At 60.5% G+C, this 18,158-nt stretch carries 14 protein-coding genes; 12 read left to right on the top strand and 2 right to left on the bottom strand.

The features are described from left to right. Positions 1 to 48 precede the first annotated feature (48 nt). Positions 49 to 870, top strand: a complete 822-nt coding sequence (locus JFT86_RS16965) for an aldo/keto reductase (protein WP_201237560.1) — start codon at positions 49 to 51, stop codon at positions 868 to 870. A 25-nt stretch (positions 871 to 895) separates the two neighbouring features. After that, entirely contained in the window at positions 896 to 1,366 is a 471-nt protein-coding gene (locus tag JFT86_RS16960) for a DUF1810 domain-containing protein (protein WP_201237559.1), read from the top strand. Here the strand turns inward: JFT86_RS16960 and JFT86_RS16955 are convergent. Next, positions 1,331 to 3,691: a DNA polymerase II gene (locus JFT86_RS16955; RefSeq protein ID WP_201237558.1), complete on the bottom strand. Its 2,361-nt coding sequence runs from the start codon at positions 3,689 to 3,691 to the stop codon at positions 1,331 to 1,333. The genes JFT86_RS16960 and JFT86_RS16955 overlap by 36 nt on opposite strands. A gap of 390 nt (positions 3,692 to 4,081) precedes the next feature. Here JFT86_RS16955 and JFT86_RS16950 point away from each other — a divergent pair, with 390 nt between their 5' ends. Next, positions 4,082 to 4,522 (top strand): CBS domain-containing protein, encoded by a 441-nt coding sequence (locus tag JFT86_RS16950; protein WP_201237557.1) that lies wholly within the window; start codon positions 4,082 to 4,084, stop codon positions 4,520 to 4,522. Positions 4,523 to 4,699: 177 nt separating this feature from the next. Here JFT86_RS16950 and JFT86_RS16945 read toward each other — a convergent pair whose 3' ends face one another. After that, entirely contained in the window at positions 4,700 to 5,323 is a 624-nt protein-coding gene (locus JFT86_RS16945; protein WP_201237556.1) for a glutathione S-transferase N-terminal domain-containing protein, read from the bottom strand. Positions 5,324 to 6,646: 1,323 nt separating this feature from the next. Here JFT86_RS16945 and JFT86_RS16940 point away from each other — a divergent pair. The 9 genes from JFT86_RS16940 (at position 6,647) to JFT86_RS16900 (ending at position 18,042) form a co-directional block, all read left to right on the top strand. Beyond that, positions 6,647 to 7,465, top strand: a complete 819-nt coding sequence (locus JFT86_RS16940) for an energy transducer TonB (protein WP_201237555.1) — start codon at positions 6,647 to 6,649, stop codon at positions 7,463 to 7,465. 48 nt (positions 7,466 to 7,513) lie between these two features. After that, positions 7,514 to 8,218, top strand: coding sequence for a MotA/TolQ/ExbB proton channel family protein (locus JFT86_RS16935; protein WP_016983987.1), 705 nt, complete (start codon positions 7,514 to 7,516; stop codon positions 8,216 to 8,218). Continuing rightward, positions 8,218 to 8,619 (top strand): biopolymer transporter ExbD, encoded by a 402-nt coding sequence (locus JFT86_RS16930; RefSeq protein ID WP_166226175.1) that lies wholly within the window; start codon positions 8,218 to 8,220, stop codon positions 8,617 to 8,619. The genes JFT86_RS16935 and JFT86_RS16930 overlap by 1 nt, the downstream gene beginning before the upstream one ends. Before the next feature lie 209 nt (positions 8,620 to 8,828). Beyond that, positions 8,829 to 11,540, top strand: a complete 2,712-nt coding sequence (locus tag JFT86_RS16925; RefSeq protein WP_201237554.1) for a TonB-dependent receptor — start codon at positions 8,829 to 8,831, stop codon at positions 11,538 to 11,540. A gap of 225 nt (positions 11,541 to 11,765) precedes the next feature. Further along, on the top strand, positions 11,766 to 13,631 hold the full coding sequence (locus JFT86_RS16920) for an extracellular solute-binding protein (RefSeq protein WP_201237553.1): 1,866 nt from the start codon (positions 11,766 to 11,768) through the stop codon (positions 13,629 to 13,631). A 1-nt stretch (position 13,632) separates the two neighbouring features. Further along, a complete protein-coding gene (gene yejB, locus JFT86_RS16915) occupies positions 13,633 to 14,697 on the top strand; it encodes a microcin C ABC transporter permease YejB (protein WP_201237552.1) in 1,065 nt (354 codons plus the stop codon). Continuing rightward, a complete protein-coding gene (locus JFT86_RS16910; protein WP_201237551.1) occupies positions 14,697 to 15,719 on the top strand; it encodes an ABC transporter permease in 1,023 nt (340 codons plus the stop codon). Before yejB ends, JFT86_RS16910 begins: the two co-directional genes overlap by 1 nt. Before the next feature lies 1 nt (position 15,720). Then, positions 15,721 to 17,355: an ABC transporter ATP-binding protein gene (locus JFT86_RS16905; RefSeq protein WP_201237550.1), complete on the top strand. Its 1,635-nt coding sequence runs from the start codon at positions 15,721 to 15,723 to the stop codon at positions 17,353 to 17,355. Between the two features lie 165 nt (positions 17,356 to 17,520). Then, entirely contained in the window at positions 17,521 to 18,042 is a 522-nt protein-coding gene (locus tag JFT86_RS16900) for a DUF3455 domain-containing protein (RefSeq protein ID WP_201237549.1), read from the top strand. The last annotated feature ends 116 nt before the right edge of the window (positions 18,043 to 18,158 follow it).

Here is an 18,158-nt window from a genome sequence, read left to right as displayed (position 1 = left end):
ATCCTGCTGCCCACTAAAGGTATCGACATTTTCAGCTAGGAGGTTTGCATGCGTACCCTCGAATTGGCCGGCGTGCAGGTGCCGGTGATTGGCCAGGGCACCTGGCGCATGGGTGAAGACCGTTCGGCGCACACGCGTGAAGTGGCGGCGCTGCGCACGGGTATCGAGTTGGGCATGACCCTGATCGATACGGCGGAGATGTACGCCGAGGGCGGTGCCGAAACAGTCGTTGGCGAAGCCATTGCCCGTATTCGCGATCAGGTGTTTCTGGTCAGCAAGGTCTACCCGCACAACGCCAGCCGCAAAGGCATCCCACAGGCCTGCGAACGCAGCCTGCGCCGGCTCGGCACCGATTACATCGACCTCTATCTGCTGCATTGGCGCGGCCAGTATCCGCTGGAAGAAACCGTCGAGGCGTTCGAACGCCTGCGCGAGGACGGCAAGATCGGTCGTTGGGGCGTGTCGAATTTCGACGTCGACGATCTCGAAGAACTCTCGAGTTCAGCCTGCGCGACCAATCAGGTGCTCTACAACCTGGAGGAACGCGGCATCGAATTCGATCTGCTGCCGTGGTGCCAACACCAGCGCATGCCGTTGATGGCCTACTGTCCGATTGGCCAGGGCGGCGCGATGCTGGCTGAACCGCTGCTGAATCAGATTGCCATTCGTCATGGGGTAACCCCCGCACAGGTTTCGCTGGCGTGGATTCTGCGTCAGGATGGTGTGATTGCGATTCCCAAGGCTGTGCGACCGGAACATGTGCAACTCAATGCACAAGCGGCGCAGCTGCAACTGGAGGCCGGGGATCTGGCGGCGCTGGACCAGGCGTTTCAAGCGCCACAACGCAAGCAGCGGCTGGCCATGGTCTGAGCCAGCGGCTGGCGAGGGCTTCGCGATGAGAAGCACTGATCAGTACGACCCGTTCAATCTGCAACGTTTTGTCCAGGCCCAGGACCCGGTGTTCGAACGGGTCCAGCGCGAACTCGACGAAGGCCGCAAACGCAGCCACTGGATGTGGTTTGTCTTCCCGCAGTTCGCCGGATTGGGCGGCAGCGAAATGTCCCGACGCTTCGCCATCGGCTCGGCCGCCGAAACCCGCGCCTATCTGGATCACCCATTGCTCGGCGCGCGGCTGCGCACCTGCACGCAACTGGTGTTGAATGTGCAGCAGCGTTCGATTGCCGAGATTTTCGGCCATCCCGATGACCTGAAATTTCATTCTTCAATGACGCTGTTCGCCCAGTTTGCCGCTGAAGACTGCTTATTCAATCAGGCTCTGGAGCGTTACTTCCACGGCATTCTCGATGAATGGACGCTGCAGTTGCTCGACTCAAAACAGGCCCAACTGCCCGCCGATCAGGGTTGAGAAGTCGTCGTCGACAAACGGCAGGATCGCATCCGCCACCGGTTGCAGTTGCCGGGTGATGTAGTGGTCGTAGTCGATGGCGGCACGACGCACTTCCAGCGGCTCGGGGCCGGCCAGGGTGATGACGTAGCTGATCCAGCCGCCGTTCTGGTATTGCCGTGGGCGCCCGTGTTGCGCGTTGTAATCATCGGCCAGCCGCGCCGCGCGCACGTGCGGCGGCACGTTGCGTTCGTAGTCGTCGAGAGTGCGGCGCAGGCGCTTGCGGTAGACCAGTCGATCATCGAATTCACCGGCGAGGGTTTTGCGCACGTAGTCGCGCACGTAGTCCTGATACGGCTTGCGCTGGAAGATTCGCTCGTAGAGTTCCTGCTGAAATTGCCGGGCCAACAGCGACCAGTCGGTGCGCACGGTTTCCAGGCCTTTGTAGACCATTTCTTCAGTACCGTCGGCGCGAGTCACCAGACCGGCGTAGCGCTTCTTGCTGCCCTCCTCCGCACCCCGAATGGTCGGCATCAGAAAGCGTTTGTAGTGAATTTCAAACTGCAATTCGAGGGCACTCTCCAGCCCGAACTCATCACGCACGTGCGCCCGCCACCAGTCGTTGACGTGCTTGACCAGCGCATGACCGATGTTCGCCGCTTCTTCTTGCCCGTGCGGGCGACGCAGCCAGACGAAGGTCGAATCGGTGTCGCCGTAAATCACCGCGTGGCCCTGCTCTTCGATCAGCTTGCGCGTGCGCAGCATGATCTCGTGGCCACGCAAGGTGATCGATGACGCCAGGCGCGTATCGAAAAAGCGGCAGCCGCTGGAACCGAGTACGCCGTAGAAGGCGTTCATGATGATTTTCAGCGCTTGCGACAGCGGCGCGTTGTGCTCGCGTTTGGCAGTCTCGCGACCTTCGGCGACTCGCGAGACGATGGCCGGCAGACAATGGCGGCTGCGCGAGAAACGTGCGCCGCGGAAACCCGGCACTGAATCGGCATCGTCCGGGTGCTGCAAACCTTCGATCAGCCCCACCGGGTCGATCAGAAAGGTGCGGATGATCGACGGATACAGGCTCTTGTAATCAAGCACCAACACCGACTCATAAAGGCCCGGTTGCGAGTCCATGACGAAACCACCAGGGCTGGCCTGCGGCGGGTTAGTGCCCAGGTTCGGCGCGACGAAACCCTGTCGATGCATCAGCGGCATATACAAATGGGTGAACGCCGCCACCGAGCCGCCGCTGCGATCCGCCGGCAGGCCGGTGACGCTGGCGCGCTCAAGCAAGAACGTCAGCAGTTCGGTCTTGGCGAAGATCCGCGTGACCAGTTCGCAGTCCTTGAGGTTGTACTTGGCGAGCGCCGGTTTATCCTCGGCGAACATGCGGTTGATCTCGTCCATGCGCTGGTAAGGATTGTCGATGGACTTGCCTTCGCCAAGCAGGGTCTGCGCAACGTTTTCGAGGCTGAACGAAGGGAAACTCCAGGTTGCCGAACGCAGGGATTCGATGCCGTCGATGATCAGCCGCCCCGCCGCCGAAGCGAAGTAGTGGTTGCGACTGCCGTGTTCGCGCCATTGCATCTCTTCGCCGCCACGGCCGATCTTCAGCGGCACGCCGAGGCGCCGTGCGTGTTCGTGGAGGATGCGCAGATCGAATTGCACGACGTTCCAGCCGATGATCGCGTCGGGGTCGTGCAGCGCGAACCAGTCATTGAGTTTCTTCAGGATGAGCGTGCGCGAGTCGCAGTATTCGAGGTCGAAATCGACAATGCTGGCGTCACCGTTCGGCGCGCCGAGCATGTACACCTGGCGCTCGCCGCAGCCTTCCAGGGCGATGGAATACAACTCACCGGTCTCGGTGGTTTCGATGTCGAGCGAGACCAGGCGCAGTGTCGGCCGGTACTTGGGGTCGGGTTTCAATTGCGCGTTGAGCAATACGCCGTCGTTGTCGGCTGTACCGTTGAACAGCACCGGCGCGGTGATGAAACGCTCCATCAGATAGCGTTCCGGCGGGCGCACATCGGCTTCGAAGACATCGACACCGTTACGGTTGAGCGCGGTTTCCAGGCGCATCAACTGGCCGTGTTGCTGGCAATACAGGCCCAGCACCGGACGATGTTCGAAGTCCTGCAGGGCCAACGGGCGCAGTTCGACATTCTTTTCGTCGTGCAGCAAGCGTTCGGCCGCTTCACGCTGCTCGGCTGGGATAAACGCCACCGACGGCTGATGCGGCAAGCGCACACGGCGCGGCCCGGCGTCGGTCGCTAGCCAGAACTCGACTTCGGTGCCCGCCGGGGTATCGCGCCAATGCCGGGTCAGGACGAAGCCCTGCTGTAAATCCACCACTGCGACCTCAGGAATTGAAACAGTGGGGCATTCTACGCTGCCCCTTCATCGCCCGCGTTTTCAGTTTGGCTACTTTGTGATGAGAGGATTTAACTGTGGCGAGGGGATTTATCCCCGTTGGGTTGCGAAGCAGCCCCAAAACCATCCGACACGGTGTATCAGGAAAACCCGGTTGTCTGTTTTTGGGCCCGCTGCGCAGGCCAACGGGGATAAATCCCCTCGCCACAGATAAATCCCCTCGCCACAGGAACTCCATTTCACAAAGGCTCAGGGTAGGTATTTTCAGTAAATGACGTTTTTTGCGTGCTATCTGCCGCTTTGCCACCTTGCTCTGCGCGCTTGCGTCTACGATGCTTGGATAACAACGACAACACCTGAGTAACCGCCATGAAGACCGTCGCCCAACTGCTCAAGCTCAAAGATCAGAAAAATCAGGAAGTGCACCAGATCAAACCTGATCACATGGTGCTCGAAGCGCTGATGAAGATGGCCGAGAAAAACGTCGGCGCCTTGCTGGTAGTGGAAAACGACGAAGTGGTCGGCATCATCAGCGAACGCGATTACGCGCGCAAACTGGTGCTGCATGGCCGCTCTTCGGTGGGCACGCCGGTGCGCGACATCATGGTGTCGAACGTTATCACCGTCGACCCCCACCAGACCGTCGATACCTGCCTGGGCATCATGTCCGACAAACGCCTGCGCCACTTGCCGGTGGTGGAGAACGGCAAGCTGATCGGCCTGCTGTCGATTGGTGACCTGGTCAAGGAAGCGATTGCCGAACAGGCTGAGCTGATCAAGCAGCTGGAGCAATACATTCGCGGGGAATAAACCCCTCAAGATCCCCCCCCGCAGGAGTGAGCCCTGTGGCGAGGGGATTTATCCCCGATGGGGCGCGAAGCACCCCCAAATAAACAGGGTCTGCTGCGCAGTCCATCGGGGCGGTGCGACGCTTCGCTAAATCCCCTCGCCACAGGGCTCACTCCTACATGTGGATATGGGGTGGGTTCAGGCTGGCCAATGCCGGGCAAAGACCGGTGCCAGCACCGGGTGCCGGTCAATCCGCTGCAACCACGCATAGAACCCCGGTCGCGCCTGACGCAAATGCTCGCGGCTGCCGGCCCAGCGCGTCACCACCGCCGCCAGCACATCCAGCGCCCCCGGTGTTTCGTCATCCAGATACAACTCGGCGGAAAACTGGTCGGCAAACACCTCCCAACTCCAGTGCAAGCGCTCACGCGCGCCAGCCATCAGGTTTTGCCGTGACGCTTCGTCAGGCATCAGCAGCCAGCGCTCCGGATAATCGATGACGCCGATCGCCGCGTAACAGTTGCTGACGATGTAAACCAGACCGCGAATCGCCTGATCGCGAGCGGCTGCCTGCGCCGGCAGCAGGCCGGACTGAGGAAACGTCAGGCCCAGATGAATCAGGATCGCCGCACTCTCGGTGATCGCACTGCCGTCGGGCAACTGCAGGATCGGGATCTGTTTCATCGGATTGAGCTTGGCCAGCGCCTCGGCAGCCTCGGCACTGGCTTCGATATCAATGAAGCGATAGGCGATCTGGCACAACTCCAGCGCGGCCTCGATGGCGGCTGCGCCTGAATTTCGATGTCCGTAGAGCTGATACATGACTCCCCCCTTCTCGATTGATGACCTGTGGCGAGGGGATTTATCCCCGATGGGTTGCGAAGCAGCCCTGAAATTGTCCGACGCGGTGTGTCATGCAAACAGCGCTGCCTGGTTTTTGAACCGCTGCGCGGGCCATCGGGGCGGTGCGACGTTTCGCTGAATCCCCTCACCACAAAAGTCACTCGCCAAGGATAGATGGCTGCTGCTCAATTGGAGAAGTTTCTGGGCTGTGTATCGCTTTTGGCACGTTTTTCCCATGCACTCGCCACTTGCGAATTCAACCCTCGCAAAACAGCGCTTACGGTGCCCATCCCGCACCAAGAGCAATCATCGAACGCTATCCGCGTTCTTGTAAGGTGCGATACCGAACCAAAAGTTCGTGTATCCGGGCTGGCAACAAGGAGTTCACCGCGTGAATCTTCAATCGTTCTGCCGCATCACTGCCTTTGCATCTCTTTACGCCAACAGCCGAGTTCATCTGAACAGCACCGGCCACCTGCGCGTTTACTGTATTACCTAACCCAATACCCCCACTGTGCTCGGCGATGAGTTATCCGCCGAGCGCACAGTCTTATTTATTTTTTAAATACAACGCTGAATATCATTGCGCGAGCCATGCACTAATCAGTCTTCAGCTGGATTGTCAGACAATAACTTCAGCTGTTTTATATTTGCACCAAAACTGCACCAACGACTGCAACTAAGCAAAGACTCAGGCATTGATTTCATTTAAACAAGAACAAGGAATAGCCGCTGTGACCCGCTAAAACATTGACCCGCACCAAATCAGTCCGCGGCGCACCAGCAAGTGCCCCGACTGACACGAGATTTGCCGCTCTGCCTCGCCAATCCGCGAGATAGAGCACACGGCCAGACTCGCCCTGAAAAAAGCCGCTGCGTACGCGGCGACGGGATTGTATGCGCCGAAGATAAACAGGCTAGCCAACGAAACTTATATAAATGCGACATGGGTAACATCAATGAAATAACCCACCTACATTCCAGCAACATTTGGCACAGCGGTTGCAAAACACAATTCGAGAAGTCTGCGATCTGTTGACCTTGATCTGATCTTGATCATTTAAAACAAGATCAACAGATCGCAGCCTGCGGCAGCTCCTACCTATAGAACAACACCAGGGAATGGGTAATGAACCGACGAAGTCGATGGCGCTGAGCCAGTAAGTTGCACAAGCCTTGTTAACCGGATAGTTCAACTATCGGCTTCTGCACACCCAAAAGAAAGTTACACCCATCCACTCGAACATGACCCACATGTTCGGACGGCAGCTTATTGCCCTTCATCAACCCGAGGGAGCTTTAATGAACGATGCGGTAAAGCACAGAACCCTGCCGGGGCCGTTGCGGGAAGCGCCGGTCCCGCCGCCACCGGGCAGGCCGGCCTTTAAAGCCAATACCTCGCAACCCGGCGGGTTGAACAAACAGCAAATGGTCTTGTTGGTCGCCGTGTCGGCGCTGATACATGGCGGTACCTGGTGGTTTCTCCAGCAATCGCGACCGGAGCCGTTGCCGACGCCGCCACAGATCCCGGAAATGACCGTCGAGCTGACCAGCCCGACGCCACCCGCTCCGCCGACGCCGGAACCACCGCCACCGCCGCCACCACCGCCCGAACCCGAGCAACCGGTGGAAGACGAAGACGCGGTCAAGCCACCGCCGAAACCGGTGGAAAAGCCCAAGCCCATCGAGAAACCGAAACCGGTCGAGAAGCCAAAACCGGTGAAGAAAGTCGAGCCGCCGAAAGCGCCGCCCGCTCCGGCACAACCGGCCGCCCCTGCTGCGCCGGCCACACCAAGCGCGCCACCGGCTCCGGCCGCAGCACCAGGCCCGGTGAAGGAATCGGCAGCGATTTCCGGCCTCGCCAGCCTCGGCAACCCACCACCGGAATACCCGTCGCTGGCGCTGCGGCGCAACTGGGAAGGCAGCGTGGTGCTGCGCATTCAGGTGCTGGCCAACGGTCGCGCCGGTTCAGTGACAGTCACCAAGTCCAGCGGCAAGCCGCAACTGGATGACGCGGCTGTCGCGGCGGTGAAGAACTGGAAGTTTATTCCGGCCAAGCGCGGTGACACGCCGATTGACGGCTTCGCCACCCAGACCATCGATTTCAAATTGCCGCAATAACCAACACTCAATCAACGCACAACCGAATAACGCAAGCGAGGTGTAACCATGAACGATTTGTCTTCGATGATTGTCCCCGGTGTGCTCTGGGGTCTGGTGCTGTTTTCCGTGGTCAGCTGGGCGATTCTGCTGGTCAAGTCGGCGCAATACCTGCGGCAGAAAGCGCAGAACAAACAATTCAGCAAAGCCTTCTGGGGCGCGCCGGATCTGCTCACCGCCGCCGAGCACGCCAGCCAGTATCCGGGCTCGCTGGCGCGCATCGCCAGCAGCGGTTTCGAGGCGCTGCTGGTGGAGGATTCGCCACGTACCACGCAACAACTGGCACACACCATCAACCGCTCGGATCGACTGGAACGCAACCTGCGCCAGCAGATTCAGAAGGAGCGCCGCTCGCTGGAAAACGGCCAGGCAATCCTCGCCAGTATCGGCAGCACCGCGCCGTTCATTGGTCTGTTCGGCACCGTGTGGGGAATCATGGAAGCGCTGAAAAGCATCGGCGAAACCGGTTCGGCCAGCCTTGAAGCGGTCGCCGGGCCTATCGGTCACGCGTTGATCGCCACCGGCGTGGGTATCGCGGTCGCGGTGCCGGCGGTGTTGATTTACAACTTCTTCCTGCGTCGTCTGAAACTCGCTTCGGCGGACATGGATGACTTCGCCCACGACTTCGACGCCCTCGCCTCGCGCAGTGCGTTTTCCATCAGCCGTCAGGCCATCGCCAGCAAAACCACAGCCGCCGTGCGGGAGGCCAGCTGATGTCTTTTTCCACTCAGGACAGCGATGAAGTGCTCAGCGAAATGAACGTCACGCCGCTGGTCGACGTAATGCTCGTGCTGCTGGTGGTGTTCATCGTCACCGCGCCGCTGATGACCAACGCGATCAAAGTGAACCTGCCGAAAACCGACGCCGTCGCCCCCGCCGAGAAAAAGGACCCGGTGGTGGTCAGCGTCGATCAGGACGGCAAGTTCTATCTGGCCAAAACCGAACTGGCCCCGGAATCCCTGGAGGCCAGCCTCAAGGAGGTCAAGGCCAAGGACGCCGAAGTCCGCGTCCAGCTCCAGGCCGATTCCTCGGTGAATTACGGCCAGGTGGCCAAGGCCATGGCGTCCATCGAACGCTCGGGCATCAGCAAGATTTCGGTGATGACCACCCACTGAGTGCGGTGTCGGGCGCGCACTGAAAACACGCGCCCGGCACCGCTGAAGAAATCCCGTCGCACTCGGCCGACCGAAAAAACGCTACGCGTCTTCGGAGGGGATCGGCTTGCTTGAAGAAAGTGGTTTTTCGCGGCGCGGCACCACCGTGACCTGCGCAATCAGGGCTCACAAGGCCATTTCGATAACGTCTAACAAAGTCGGAAACAACCATGCTGATGAACACTCCACGCTTTACGCTCAAACCTTTGGTGGCCACGATTTCTCGTCACCGTTTTGTTCCGTTGTATCTGGTGGCCATGGGGATGGGCGCCGGGACCGTGCAAGCGGCCGAGGACGACAACGTTGCCGTTCCGGCCGCTGCGGCGGTGGTTGCGCCCACCACGCAACTGCAACGGGTGGAAGTGACGGGTTCGGCGATTCGCCGGGTCGATGCCGAGACGGCCGTGCCGATCACCATTCTCAAGGCCGATGAACTGCGTAAACAGGGCGTGACCACCACCGCCGAACTGGTGCAGCGCATCACCGGCAGCCAGTCGATCAACAACAGTGCCGGCTCGGTTGGTTCAGCAACTGGCGGCGCCTCGTTCGCCGACATGCGCGGCATCGGCGCGAACAAGACGCTGGTGCTGCTCAACGGTCGACGCCTGGCCAACAATGCCTTGTCGGGCACCAACTCGGCCGGCGGCGCGGTGGATCTGAACATGATCCCGTTCGCCGCCATCGAGCGCGTGGAAGTGCTGCGCGACGGCGCGTCGGCGCTGTACGGCACTGACGCCATCGGCGGCGTGATCAACTTCATCACCAAGAAATCCCTGACCGACGGCCAACTCACCCTCGGTGGCGAAACCCCGACCCACAGCGGCGGCGGTGCGACCAAAGACATGAGCGCCAGTTGGGGCTACGGCGATCTGGAAGAAGACCGCTTCAACGTCCTCGGCGTGTTCAACTACAACAAGCAGCAGAACCTCGACGCCAACGACCGCTCGTTCGCCACCGACTACGCGCCCGGTCGCGGTCTCGATCAGACGTCCGGCACCGCGTTCCCCGGCAACTACAGCCAGAACGGCAACGCCACCAACCCGCTGGCCAACAGCAATTGCAACGGCCCCAATCTGATCGCCCGCGATGGCCTGTGCCGCTTCAGCACCCGCGAATACATCGACCTGGTGCCGCAAACCGAGAAGACCTCGTTCTTCGGCAAGACCACCGGCAAACTCAGCGACGACCACAACGTCAATCTCGAATACTTCTGGTCGCGCAACAACAACGCCACCGCCGTCGGCCCGGCGCCGTTGACCGGGCTGAGCCTGGATTCCTCGTCGCCCTACTATCCGGGCAACGGCATCACCCCGGCGCCAACCGGCTTTGCCCTCGACCCGACGCAACCGGTCGACGTCAACTGGCGTGAAACCGCCGCCGGCCCGCGTGAATCGAAAGACCAGAACACCAGCCAGCGCTTTCTGTTGAGTTTCGACGGTCTGGTCGGCGGCTGGGATTACAACGTCGGCGCCTCGTACAACCAGAACAAAATCGTCTCCAGCGTCACCAGTGGTTATGTCAGCGATCAGGCGATGATCGCCGGTCTGGCCAGCGGTTTGCTCAACCCGTTCGGCCCGCAGTCCGCTGCCGGCCAGCAGTACATCGACGCTGCCGCGTACCACGGCGCCTACTCCACCGCTGTCGGCCGTGTGGCCGGTTTCGACGGACGGATCAGCCGTGAAATCGGCGACTGGTTCGGTGCCGGCCCGTCCGGTCTGGCCTTGGGTGGCGAGTATCGCAAAGAGAAATTCCATCAGGACTTCGAGTCGTTCGCCGGCGACATCCAGAGCCTCGGCATCGACCCGGCCGGCAGCGTCGAGGGTGATCGCAGCGTCAAAGCCGCGTACGCCGAAATCAACGTACCGGTGCTCGACAGCCTCGAACTCTCGGCCGCCGTGCGCCACGACAAATACAGCGACTTCGGCAGCACCACCAACCCGAAATACTCGTTCCGCTATCAGCCGCTGAAAGAACTGGTGGTGCGTGGCGCCTACAGCGAAGGTTTCCGTGCACCGTCGCTGTATGAGTTGTATTCGCCGCGCAGCATCACCTACACCCAGGGCTACTACAACGACCCGGTGCTGTGTACCGGCGGCGTGGTGCAACCGGGCGGCAACGGCGGACGCGATTGCGGTCAGCAGTTCCTCAACCAGATCGGCGGCAACGAAGATCTGGCCCCGGAGAAAGCGCGCAACGTGACCCTAGGCTTCGTGTATCAGCCGATCAGCAACTTGTCGGTCGGCCTGGATTTCTGGTGGATTCACATCTCCAACCAGATCCAGCCGTTCCCGGAATCCACCGTGTTTGATCAGGCCGGCAGCTACCCGGATCGCTTCGTGCGCAACGCCGATGGCACGCTCAATTACATCGTCACCGGCAACGCCAACCTCGGCATCGTCGAAACCAACGGTGTCGACGTGTCGCTCGACTATCGCTTCCCGAACACCCCGTACGGCCAGTTCGGTCTGGGGCTGCAAGGCACCTACGTCGACGAGTACGACTTCCAGAGCACGATCAAAGGCCCGTTCACCGACAAGGTTGGCGACTTCGAGGGTGACGGCGTGATTGCCCGCTGGAAGCACAACCTCACCGGCAGCTGGACCTTCGGCGCGGCGCGAGCGTCGCTGACCAACCGCTTCACCACCGGTTACAACGACTACGACCGCGATACCCACGCACGCGTGGCGTCGTATTCGGTGTGGGACCTGTCGGCCGGTTACACCTTCAACAAGGTGCTGGATGTCGATGCCGGGATGAAGAACGTGTTTGACCGCAACCCGCCGTTCTCCAACCAGGCTTACAACTTCCAGAGCGGTTATGACCCGCGCTACACCGACCCGCTGGGCCGCACCTTGTTTGCGCGCATGACTTACCACTTCTAACCCGGAACACCACGAAACCCTTGTGGGAACGGGCTTTTGTGGTGAGGGGATTCATCCCCGACGGGGTGCGAAGCGCCCCCCAAAACCTGCAACTGCGGATTATCTGAAACACCGCATGCGATGGATTTGCGGCTGCTTCGCAGCCGGTCGGGGATAAATCCCCTCACCACAGGGCTCACTCCTACAGTTTGATCTGTGTGCATTCAGGAATTGAGGAGTGATTTCATGAGGTTTTTGCGCAACATGGCTGCGCTGCTGTTCGGCGGTGCGTTGCTCTGCAACGTCGTTCCCGCATTGGCCGGCGGCAGCTACGCGATGACGGTGTACGGCGAGGCGCCGAAGTATCCGGCGAACTTCGAGCATTTCGATTTCGTCGATCCGCACGCGCCCAAAGGTGGATCGCTCAGCCGCGCGTCGATGGAAATCGGCCAGTACAACTACATCGCGCCGTATGCCGATCAGGGCATTTCCGTGGTGCAGGTCAACGACTGGGTGTATTCGCCCCTGGCGTTTCGCTCGCTCGACGAGCCCTACACCGTCTACGGGCTGGTCGCGCAACAGATGGAGCGCGATCCTCAGGGCCTTTGGGTACGTTTCACCCTGAATCCCAAGGCACGCTTCGCCGATGGCACGCCCATCACCGCCGAAGACGTGCGCTACACCTTCAACCTGCTGATGACCAAGGGCAGCCTGAGCTATCGCCAGCAATACGCCGACGTGCAGGACGTAATGATCGAAGGCCCCCGGCAGGTGCGTTTCACCTTCAAGAACAACCTCAACCGCACCCTCGCGCTGGACCTGGCGACGATGCGTATCGTCCCCGAGCACTGGTGGAAAACCCGCGACTTCGCCAATGGCGGCGGTTTCGAGCCACCGTTGGGCAGCGGCCCGTACCGGGTGAGCAAGGTCGACGCCGGGCGCAGCATCAGTTTCGAACGGGAGGCGGATTGGTGGGGCAAAGACCTGCCGGTCAGTCGCGGCATGTACAACTTCGATAACCTCACGGTGAATTTCTACGGCGACACCGATGTCGCCCGCCAGCTGTTGCAGGCCGGTGCGTTCGACTACAACCGCGAGTTTTCCTCCTCCGGATACGTGGTCGGTTACGACAGTCCGGCGCTGCGTGACGGGCGCTTGCAACAGTCGATTCTGGCGCCGGAAAAACCGACCGCCGCCCAAGGTTTCGTGTTCAACCTGCAGAACCCGATCTTTCAGGATCGCCGGGTGCGTCAGGCGATCAGCCTGTTGTGGGATTTCGAGTGGACCAACAAGCAGATGATGCGCGGCTTCTACGTGCGCCAGAACAGCTTCTGGCCGAAGAGTGAAATGGCCGCCACCGCGCTTCCGGATGCCGAAGAATTGAAGATCCTCGAACCGTTGCGCGGGCAGGTCCCCGACGAGGTTTTCACCACGGTGTATGTGGCACCGAAAACCGACGGCAGCGGCTACATCCGCGACAAGCAACTGCAAGCCTTGAAGCTGCTCGCCGAGGCGGGCTGGACAGCGAAAGGCAATCGTCTGGTCAACGCTGACGGCGAGCCGCTGGAATTCACTTTCCTCGACGGTCAGGGCGGTTTCGACCGCATGCTGCTGCCGTTCAAACGGACCCTCGCGCAGATCGGCATCACCCTCAATCTGCGGCGCATCGATTCGGCGCAATACGTCAACCGTCTCAACGCCCGGGACTACGACATGATCGTCACCAGTTTCCCGCGCAGTGGCGATCCGATCGTCTCGCCGGGGCGTGAGCTGTACAGCCTCTATGCCTCGCAAAGTGCCACGCAAATCGGCAGTTCGAACTCGATGGTGCTGACCAATCCGGCGGTCGATCAACTGATCGACGGGCTCGTGCAGGCCAATACCCGCGAGGCCATGGTGCATTACGCCCGCGCCCTCGACCGGGTGCTGCAATGGGGTTACTACATGATTCCCAACTACTACTCCAAAGGCACGCCGACGGTGTATCAGAACCGCTTCGGCATGCCGCCCGTGCAACCGGCGTACGACGAAGGCCTCAACACCTGGTGGGAGGTCTCGACGAAGCCGTTGACCGCTCAGCAGATGCACAGCCAACTCGCGGGGGGCCAGTGACATGCTGCGTTATTTGAGTCGACGCTTGCTGCTGATCATCCCGACGCTGCTGTGCATTCTGGTGGTCAATTTTCTGATTGTGCAGGCCGCGCCGGGTGGCCCGGTGGAGCAAGCCATCGCCCGACTGCAAGGCTTCGGCGGGCACAGCATGGGCGGTGGTGGCGAGGTTGCCGCGACGGGCGGTGCCGGGCGCAGTAGCCGTGGCCTCGATCCTGCGCTGATCGAGGAGATCAAGCACCATTACGGCTTCGACAAACCCATGCACGAACGCCTGTGGCTGATGCTGAAAAACTACGCGCAACTGGATCTGGGCAGCAGTTTCTTTCGTGGCGCCAAGGTCACCGATCTGATCGCGCAGAAGTTGCCGGTATCGCTGTCGCTGGGCCTGTGGGCGACGCTGATCACTTACCTGATTTCGATCCCGCTGGGCATTCGCAAAGCGATCAAGAACGGCAGCTCGTTCGACGTCTGGAGCAGCACGGCGATCATCGTCGGTTATGCGATGCCAGCGTTTCTCTTCGCCATTCTGCTGATCGTGGTCTTCGCCGGTGGCAGCTACGTCAACTGGTTTCCGGTGCAGGGGCTGGTCTCGGATAACTTCGACAGCCTCAGCACCTTGGGCAAGATCGGCGACTATCTCTGGCATCTGGTGTTGCCGGTGACGGCGCTGGTGATCGGTGGTTTCGCCACGCTGACCATCCTCACCAAAAACAGCTTCCTCAACGAGATCAGCCGCCAATACGTGATCACCGCACGGGCCAAGGGCCTCACCGAAAGGCGCGTGCTCTATGGCCATGTGTTTCGCAACGCGATGCTGCTGGTGGTCGCGGGTGTGCCGTCGGCGCTGATCGAAGTGTTCTTCGCCGGCTCGCTGTTGATCGAAACCATCTTCGACCTCGATGGCCTCGGCCGCATGAGTTACGAAGCGGCCGTGTCGCGGGACTATCCGGTGGTGTTCGGCGCGCTGTTTCTGTTCACCCTGTTCGGCCTGCTGATCAAGCTGATCGGCGACCTCTGCTACACCCTGCTCGACCCGCGCATCGACTTCTCGGCGAGGACTGCCTGATGTTCACTCTTTCTCCTCTCGGTCAGCGTCGCGTTGCGCAGTTCAAGGCCAATCGCCGCGGTCGCTGGTCATTGTGGCTGTTTATCGGCCTGTGCCTGATCTGCCTCGGCGGCGAATTGATCGCCAACGACAAGCCGCTGGTGATCCGCTACCACAACGCCTTGTACTTCCCGATTCTCAGCGATTATCTGGAAACCGATTTCGGCGGCGAACTGCCGTTCCAGCCGGATTACGCCAGCGGCTACGTGCACAAACTGATCGAGGATCAGGGCGGCTGGATGCTGTTTCCGCCGATCCCGTTCAGTTACGACACGGTCAATTACGACCTCAGCGAACCCGCGCCGAGTCCGCCCTCCTCCAGCAATTGGCTGGGCACCGACGATCAGGCGCGCGACGTGTTGGCGCGGGTGATTTTCGGTACACGAATTTCAATTCTGTTTGCCTTGATCCTGACCGGTATCAGTGCACTGATCGGCATTGTTGCCGGAGCGTTGCAGGGCTATTACGGCGGCTGGGTCGACTTGCTCGGGCAGCGGGTGCTGGAGATCTGGTCGGGGCTGCCGGTGCTGTATCTACTGATCATTTTGTCCGGATTCGTCTCGCCGAGTTTCTGGTGGCTGCTGGGGATCATGGCGCTGTTTTCGTGGCTGGCGCTGGTCGATGTGGTGCGCGCCGAGTTTCTCCGGGGGCGCAATCTGGAATACGTCAAAGCCGCACGGGCGCTGGGCCTGACCGACAGCGAGCTGATGCGCCGGCACATTCTGCCCAACGCGATGACCTCCACCCTCACCTACCTGCCGTTCATTCTGACGGGCGCCATCGCCACGCTGACTGCACTGGACTTTCTCGGTTTCGGCATGCCAGCGGGCACGGCGTCGCTGGGTGAACTGATTGGCCAGGCCAAGCGCAATCTGCAAGCGCCATGGCTGGGGCTGACGGCGTTTTTTGCCTTGGCGTTGATTTTGTCGTTGCTGGTTTTCATCGGTGAGGCTTGCCGAGATGCGTTTGATCCGAGGAGCTGAGATGAATGACCATTTGATCGAGATACGTGACCTGCGCGTTGCCTTTGCCGGGCAGGAAGTGGTGCACGGTTTGAACCTGGATATTCGTCGGGGTGAGTGTTTGGCGCTGGTCGGTGAATCGGGTTCGGGCAAGTCGGTGACGGCGCATTCGATCCTGCGTTTGCTGCCAGGCAAAAACGTTAGCAGCAGTGGTTCGATCAGCTACAACGGCGTGGACTTGTTGCACGCCAGCGAGCAGCAGATGCGCGGTTTGCGTGGCAACCGCATCGCGATGATTTTCCAGGAGCCGATGACCTCGCTGAATCCCCTGCACACCGTGGAAAAACAGGTCAGCGAAGTGCTGGAGATTCACAAGGGGTTGAAGGGCCGCGCTGCCCGCGAGCGGACGTTGGAGTTGCTGGAACTGGTCGGCATTCGCCAACCCTTGCAGCGCTTGAAAGCCTATCCGCACCAGCTCTCCGGTGGCCAGCGGCAACGGGTGATGATCGCCATGGCGCTGGCCAACGAGCCGCAATTGTTGATCGCCGACGAGCCGACCACCGCGCTGGACGTGACCGTGCAGCAGAAGATTCTCGAGCTGCTGATCGAGTTGCAGCAGCGCCTCGGCATGTCGCTGCTGTTGATCAGCCATGACCTCAATCTGGTGCGGCGCATCGCTCAGCGGGTCTGCGTGATGCGTCATGGTGAAATCGTCGAAGAGGCTGATTGCGAAACGCTGTTCCGCGCGCCGCAGCATCCGTACAGCCGTTTGCTGATCGAGGCCGAACCGAGCGGTGCGCCGGTGCCCAGTCAGTACGATCACAACCTGCTGGAAGTCGATGACCTGAAAGTCTGGTTCCCGTTGCCCAAGGCGTTGTTCAGCCGCCGGCAGGATTACATCAAGGCCGTGGACGGGGTGAGTTTCACCCTGCAACGCGGCAAGACGCTGGGGATCGTCGGCGAATCCGGTTCGGGCAAGTCGACGCTGGGCCAGGCGATCCTGCGGCTGGTGGAGTCGGAGGGCAATATCCGCTTCGGCAACAAGCAACTGAGCCTGCTCAACCAGCGCTTGATGCGACCGTTGCGGCGGCAGATTCAGGTGGTTTTCCAGGATCCGTTTGGCAGCCTCAGCCCACGGATGTCGGTGCAGCAGATCATTGCCGAAGGGTTGCTGACCCATGGCATCGGCACCGAGGCCGAGCGCGAGGCAGCGGTGATTCGCGTGTTGGAGGAAGTCGGCCTCGATCCGCAGAGTCGCCATCGTTACCCCCACGAATTTTCCGGTGGCCAGCGCCAGCGCATTTCCATCGCCCGGGCGCTGGTGCTGGAACCGGCGCTGATTCTGCTCGATGAACCAACGTCGGCGCTGGATCGCACGGTGCAGAAGCAGGTCGTCGAGTTGTTGCGGCAATTGCAGATCAGGCATGGGCTGACGTATCTGTTCATCAGCCATGATCTGGCGGTGGTGCATGCGTTGGCGCATGACTTGATGGTGATCAAGGATGGCAAGGTGGTTGAGCAGGGTTCGTCACGGCAGATTTTTGCGGCGCCGCAACATCCGTACACCCAGGAACTGCTGAAAGCCTCTAGCCTGAAGCCTGGCAAAAATCCCTGTAGGAGTGAGCCTGCTCGCGATAGCGGTATTCCAGTGACATGAGTATCGGCTGACACGACGCCATCGCGAGCAGGCTCACTCCTACAGGGGATCAACGGGTTTGAAGTTTATTTATCGGGCACTGCATCCAAATGCCTCCGCCATGGGTAGTCCCTGTAACAGCCCTCCTTGGCTGCCAGCGGTCTACCCTTTTCGGAGAAACAACTGATGAACATTACCCAGCTGATTGGCTTCACCGGTTTGCTCGCAGTCGCCTCGACTTCCTTTGCTCAAAGCAGCTATCCCGACGCTATCAAAGTCCCGGATGGCCACAAGATTTCGATGGAAACCACCGGGGTCGGCGAGATCACTTACGAATGCCGCGACAAGCCCAATGCCGCCGGGCAGACCGAATGGACGTTCGTCGGCCCCAAAGCCGTGCTCAATGATCGCAGCGGCAAGCAGGTCGGCACCTACTTCGGCCCGCCGGCCACCTGGCAGGCCAAGGACGGTTCGAAAATCACCGGCACGCAATTGGCCGTGGCACCGTCGAGCCCGGGCAACCTGCCTTATCAACTGGTCAAGGCCAACCCGGCCGAGGGTAAAGGCGCGATGAGTGGTGTGAGTTACATCCAGCGCGTTGCACTCAAGGGCGGCGTGGCACCGGCGAGCGAATGCACAGCGGCGAACAAGGGCAAGCAGGAAGTGGTGAAGTACCAGGCGGATTACATTTTCTGGGCGGCGAACTGACTCCAGTACTCACCACAAATCCCCTGTAGGCCTTCGCCTGCTCGCGATAGCGGTGTATCAGTGAAAAATATTTCGGCTGACACTCCGCTATCGCGAGCAGGCGAAGGCCTACAAAG

The sequence above is a fragment of the Pseudomonas sp. TH06 genome (assembly GCF_016651305.1).
GTDB lineage: Bacteria > Pseudomonadota > Gammaproteobacteria > Pseudomonadales > Pseudomonadaceae > Aquipseudomonas.
The sequence above is the reverse complement of the archived record's forward strand: the minus strand, read 5'-3'. Positions and strand labels throughout refer to the sequence as shown.

What these genes read in the sequence shown, in the direction of transcription:
- JFT86_RS16965 (WP_201237560.1), top strand. Translation starts at nt 49, where the DNA reads ATGCGTACCCTCGAATTGGCCGGCGTGCAGGTGCCGGTGATTGGCCAG.
- JFT86_RS16960 (WP_201237559.1), top strand. Translation starts at nt 896, where the DNA reads ATGAGAAGCACTGATCAGTACGACCCGTTCAATCTGCAACGTTTTGTC.
- JFT86_RS16950 (WP_201237557.1), top strand. Translation starts at nt 4,082, where the DNA reads ATGAAGACCGTCGCCCAACTGCTCAAGCTCAAAGATCAGAAAAATCAG.
- JFT86_RS16945 (WP_201237556.1), bottom strand. Translation starts at nt 5,323, where the DNA reads ATGTATCAGCTCTACGGACATCGAAATTCAGGCGCAGCCGCCATCGAG.
- JFT86_RS16940 (WP_201237555.1), top strand. Translation starts at nt 6,647, where the DNA reads ATGAACGATGCGGTAAAGCACAGAACCCTGCCGGGGCCGTTGCGGGAA.
- JFT86_RS16935 (WP_016983987.1), top strand. Translation starts at nt 7,514, where the DNA reads ATGAACGATTTGTCTTCGATGATTGTCCCCGGTGTGCTCTGGGGTCTG.
- JFT86_RS16930 (WP_166226175.1), top strand. Translation starts at nt 8,218, where the DNA reads ATGTCTTTTTCCACTCAGGACAGCGATGAAGTGCTCAGCGAAATGAAC.
- JFT86_RS16925 (WP_201237554.1), top strand. Translation starts at nt 8,829, where the DNA reads ATGCTGATGAACACTCCACGCTTTACGCTCAAACCTTTGGTGGCCACG.
- JFT86_RS16920 (WP_201237553.1), top strand. Translation starts at nt 11,766, where the DNA reads ATGAGGTTTTTGCGCAACATGGCTGCGCTGCTGTTCGGCGGTGCGTTG.
- yejB (WP_201237552.1), top strand. Translation starts at nt 13,633, where the DNA reads ATGCTGCGTTATTTGAGTCGACGCTTGCTGCTGATCATCCCGACGCTG.
- JFT86_RS16910 (WP_201237551.1), top strand. Translation starts at nt 14,697, where the DNA reads ATGTTCACTCTTTCTCCTCTCGGTCAGCGTCGCGTTGCGCAGTTCAAG.
- JFT86_RS16905 (WP_201237550.1), top strand. Translation starts at nt 15,721, where the DNA reads ATGAATGACCATTTGATCGAGATACGTGACCTGCGCGTTGCCTTTGCC.
- JFT86_RS16900 (WP_201237549.1), top strand. Translation starts at nt 17,521, where the DNA reads ATGAACATTACCCAGCTGATTGGCTTCACCGGTTTGCTCGCAGTCGCC.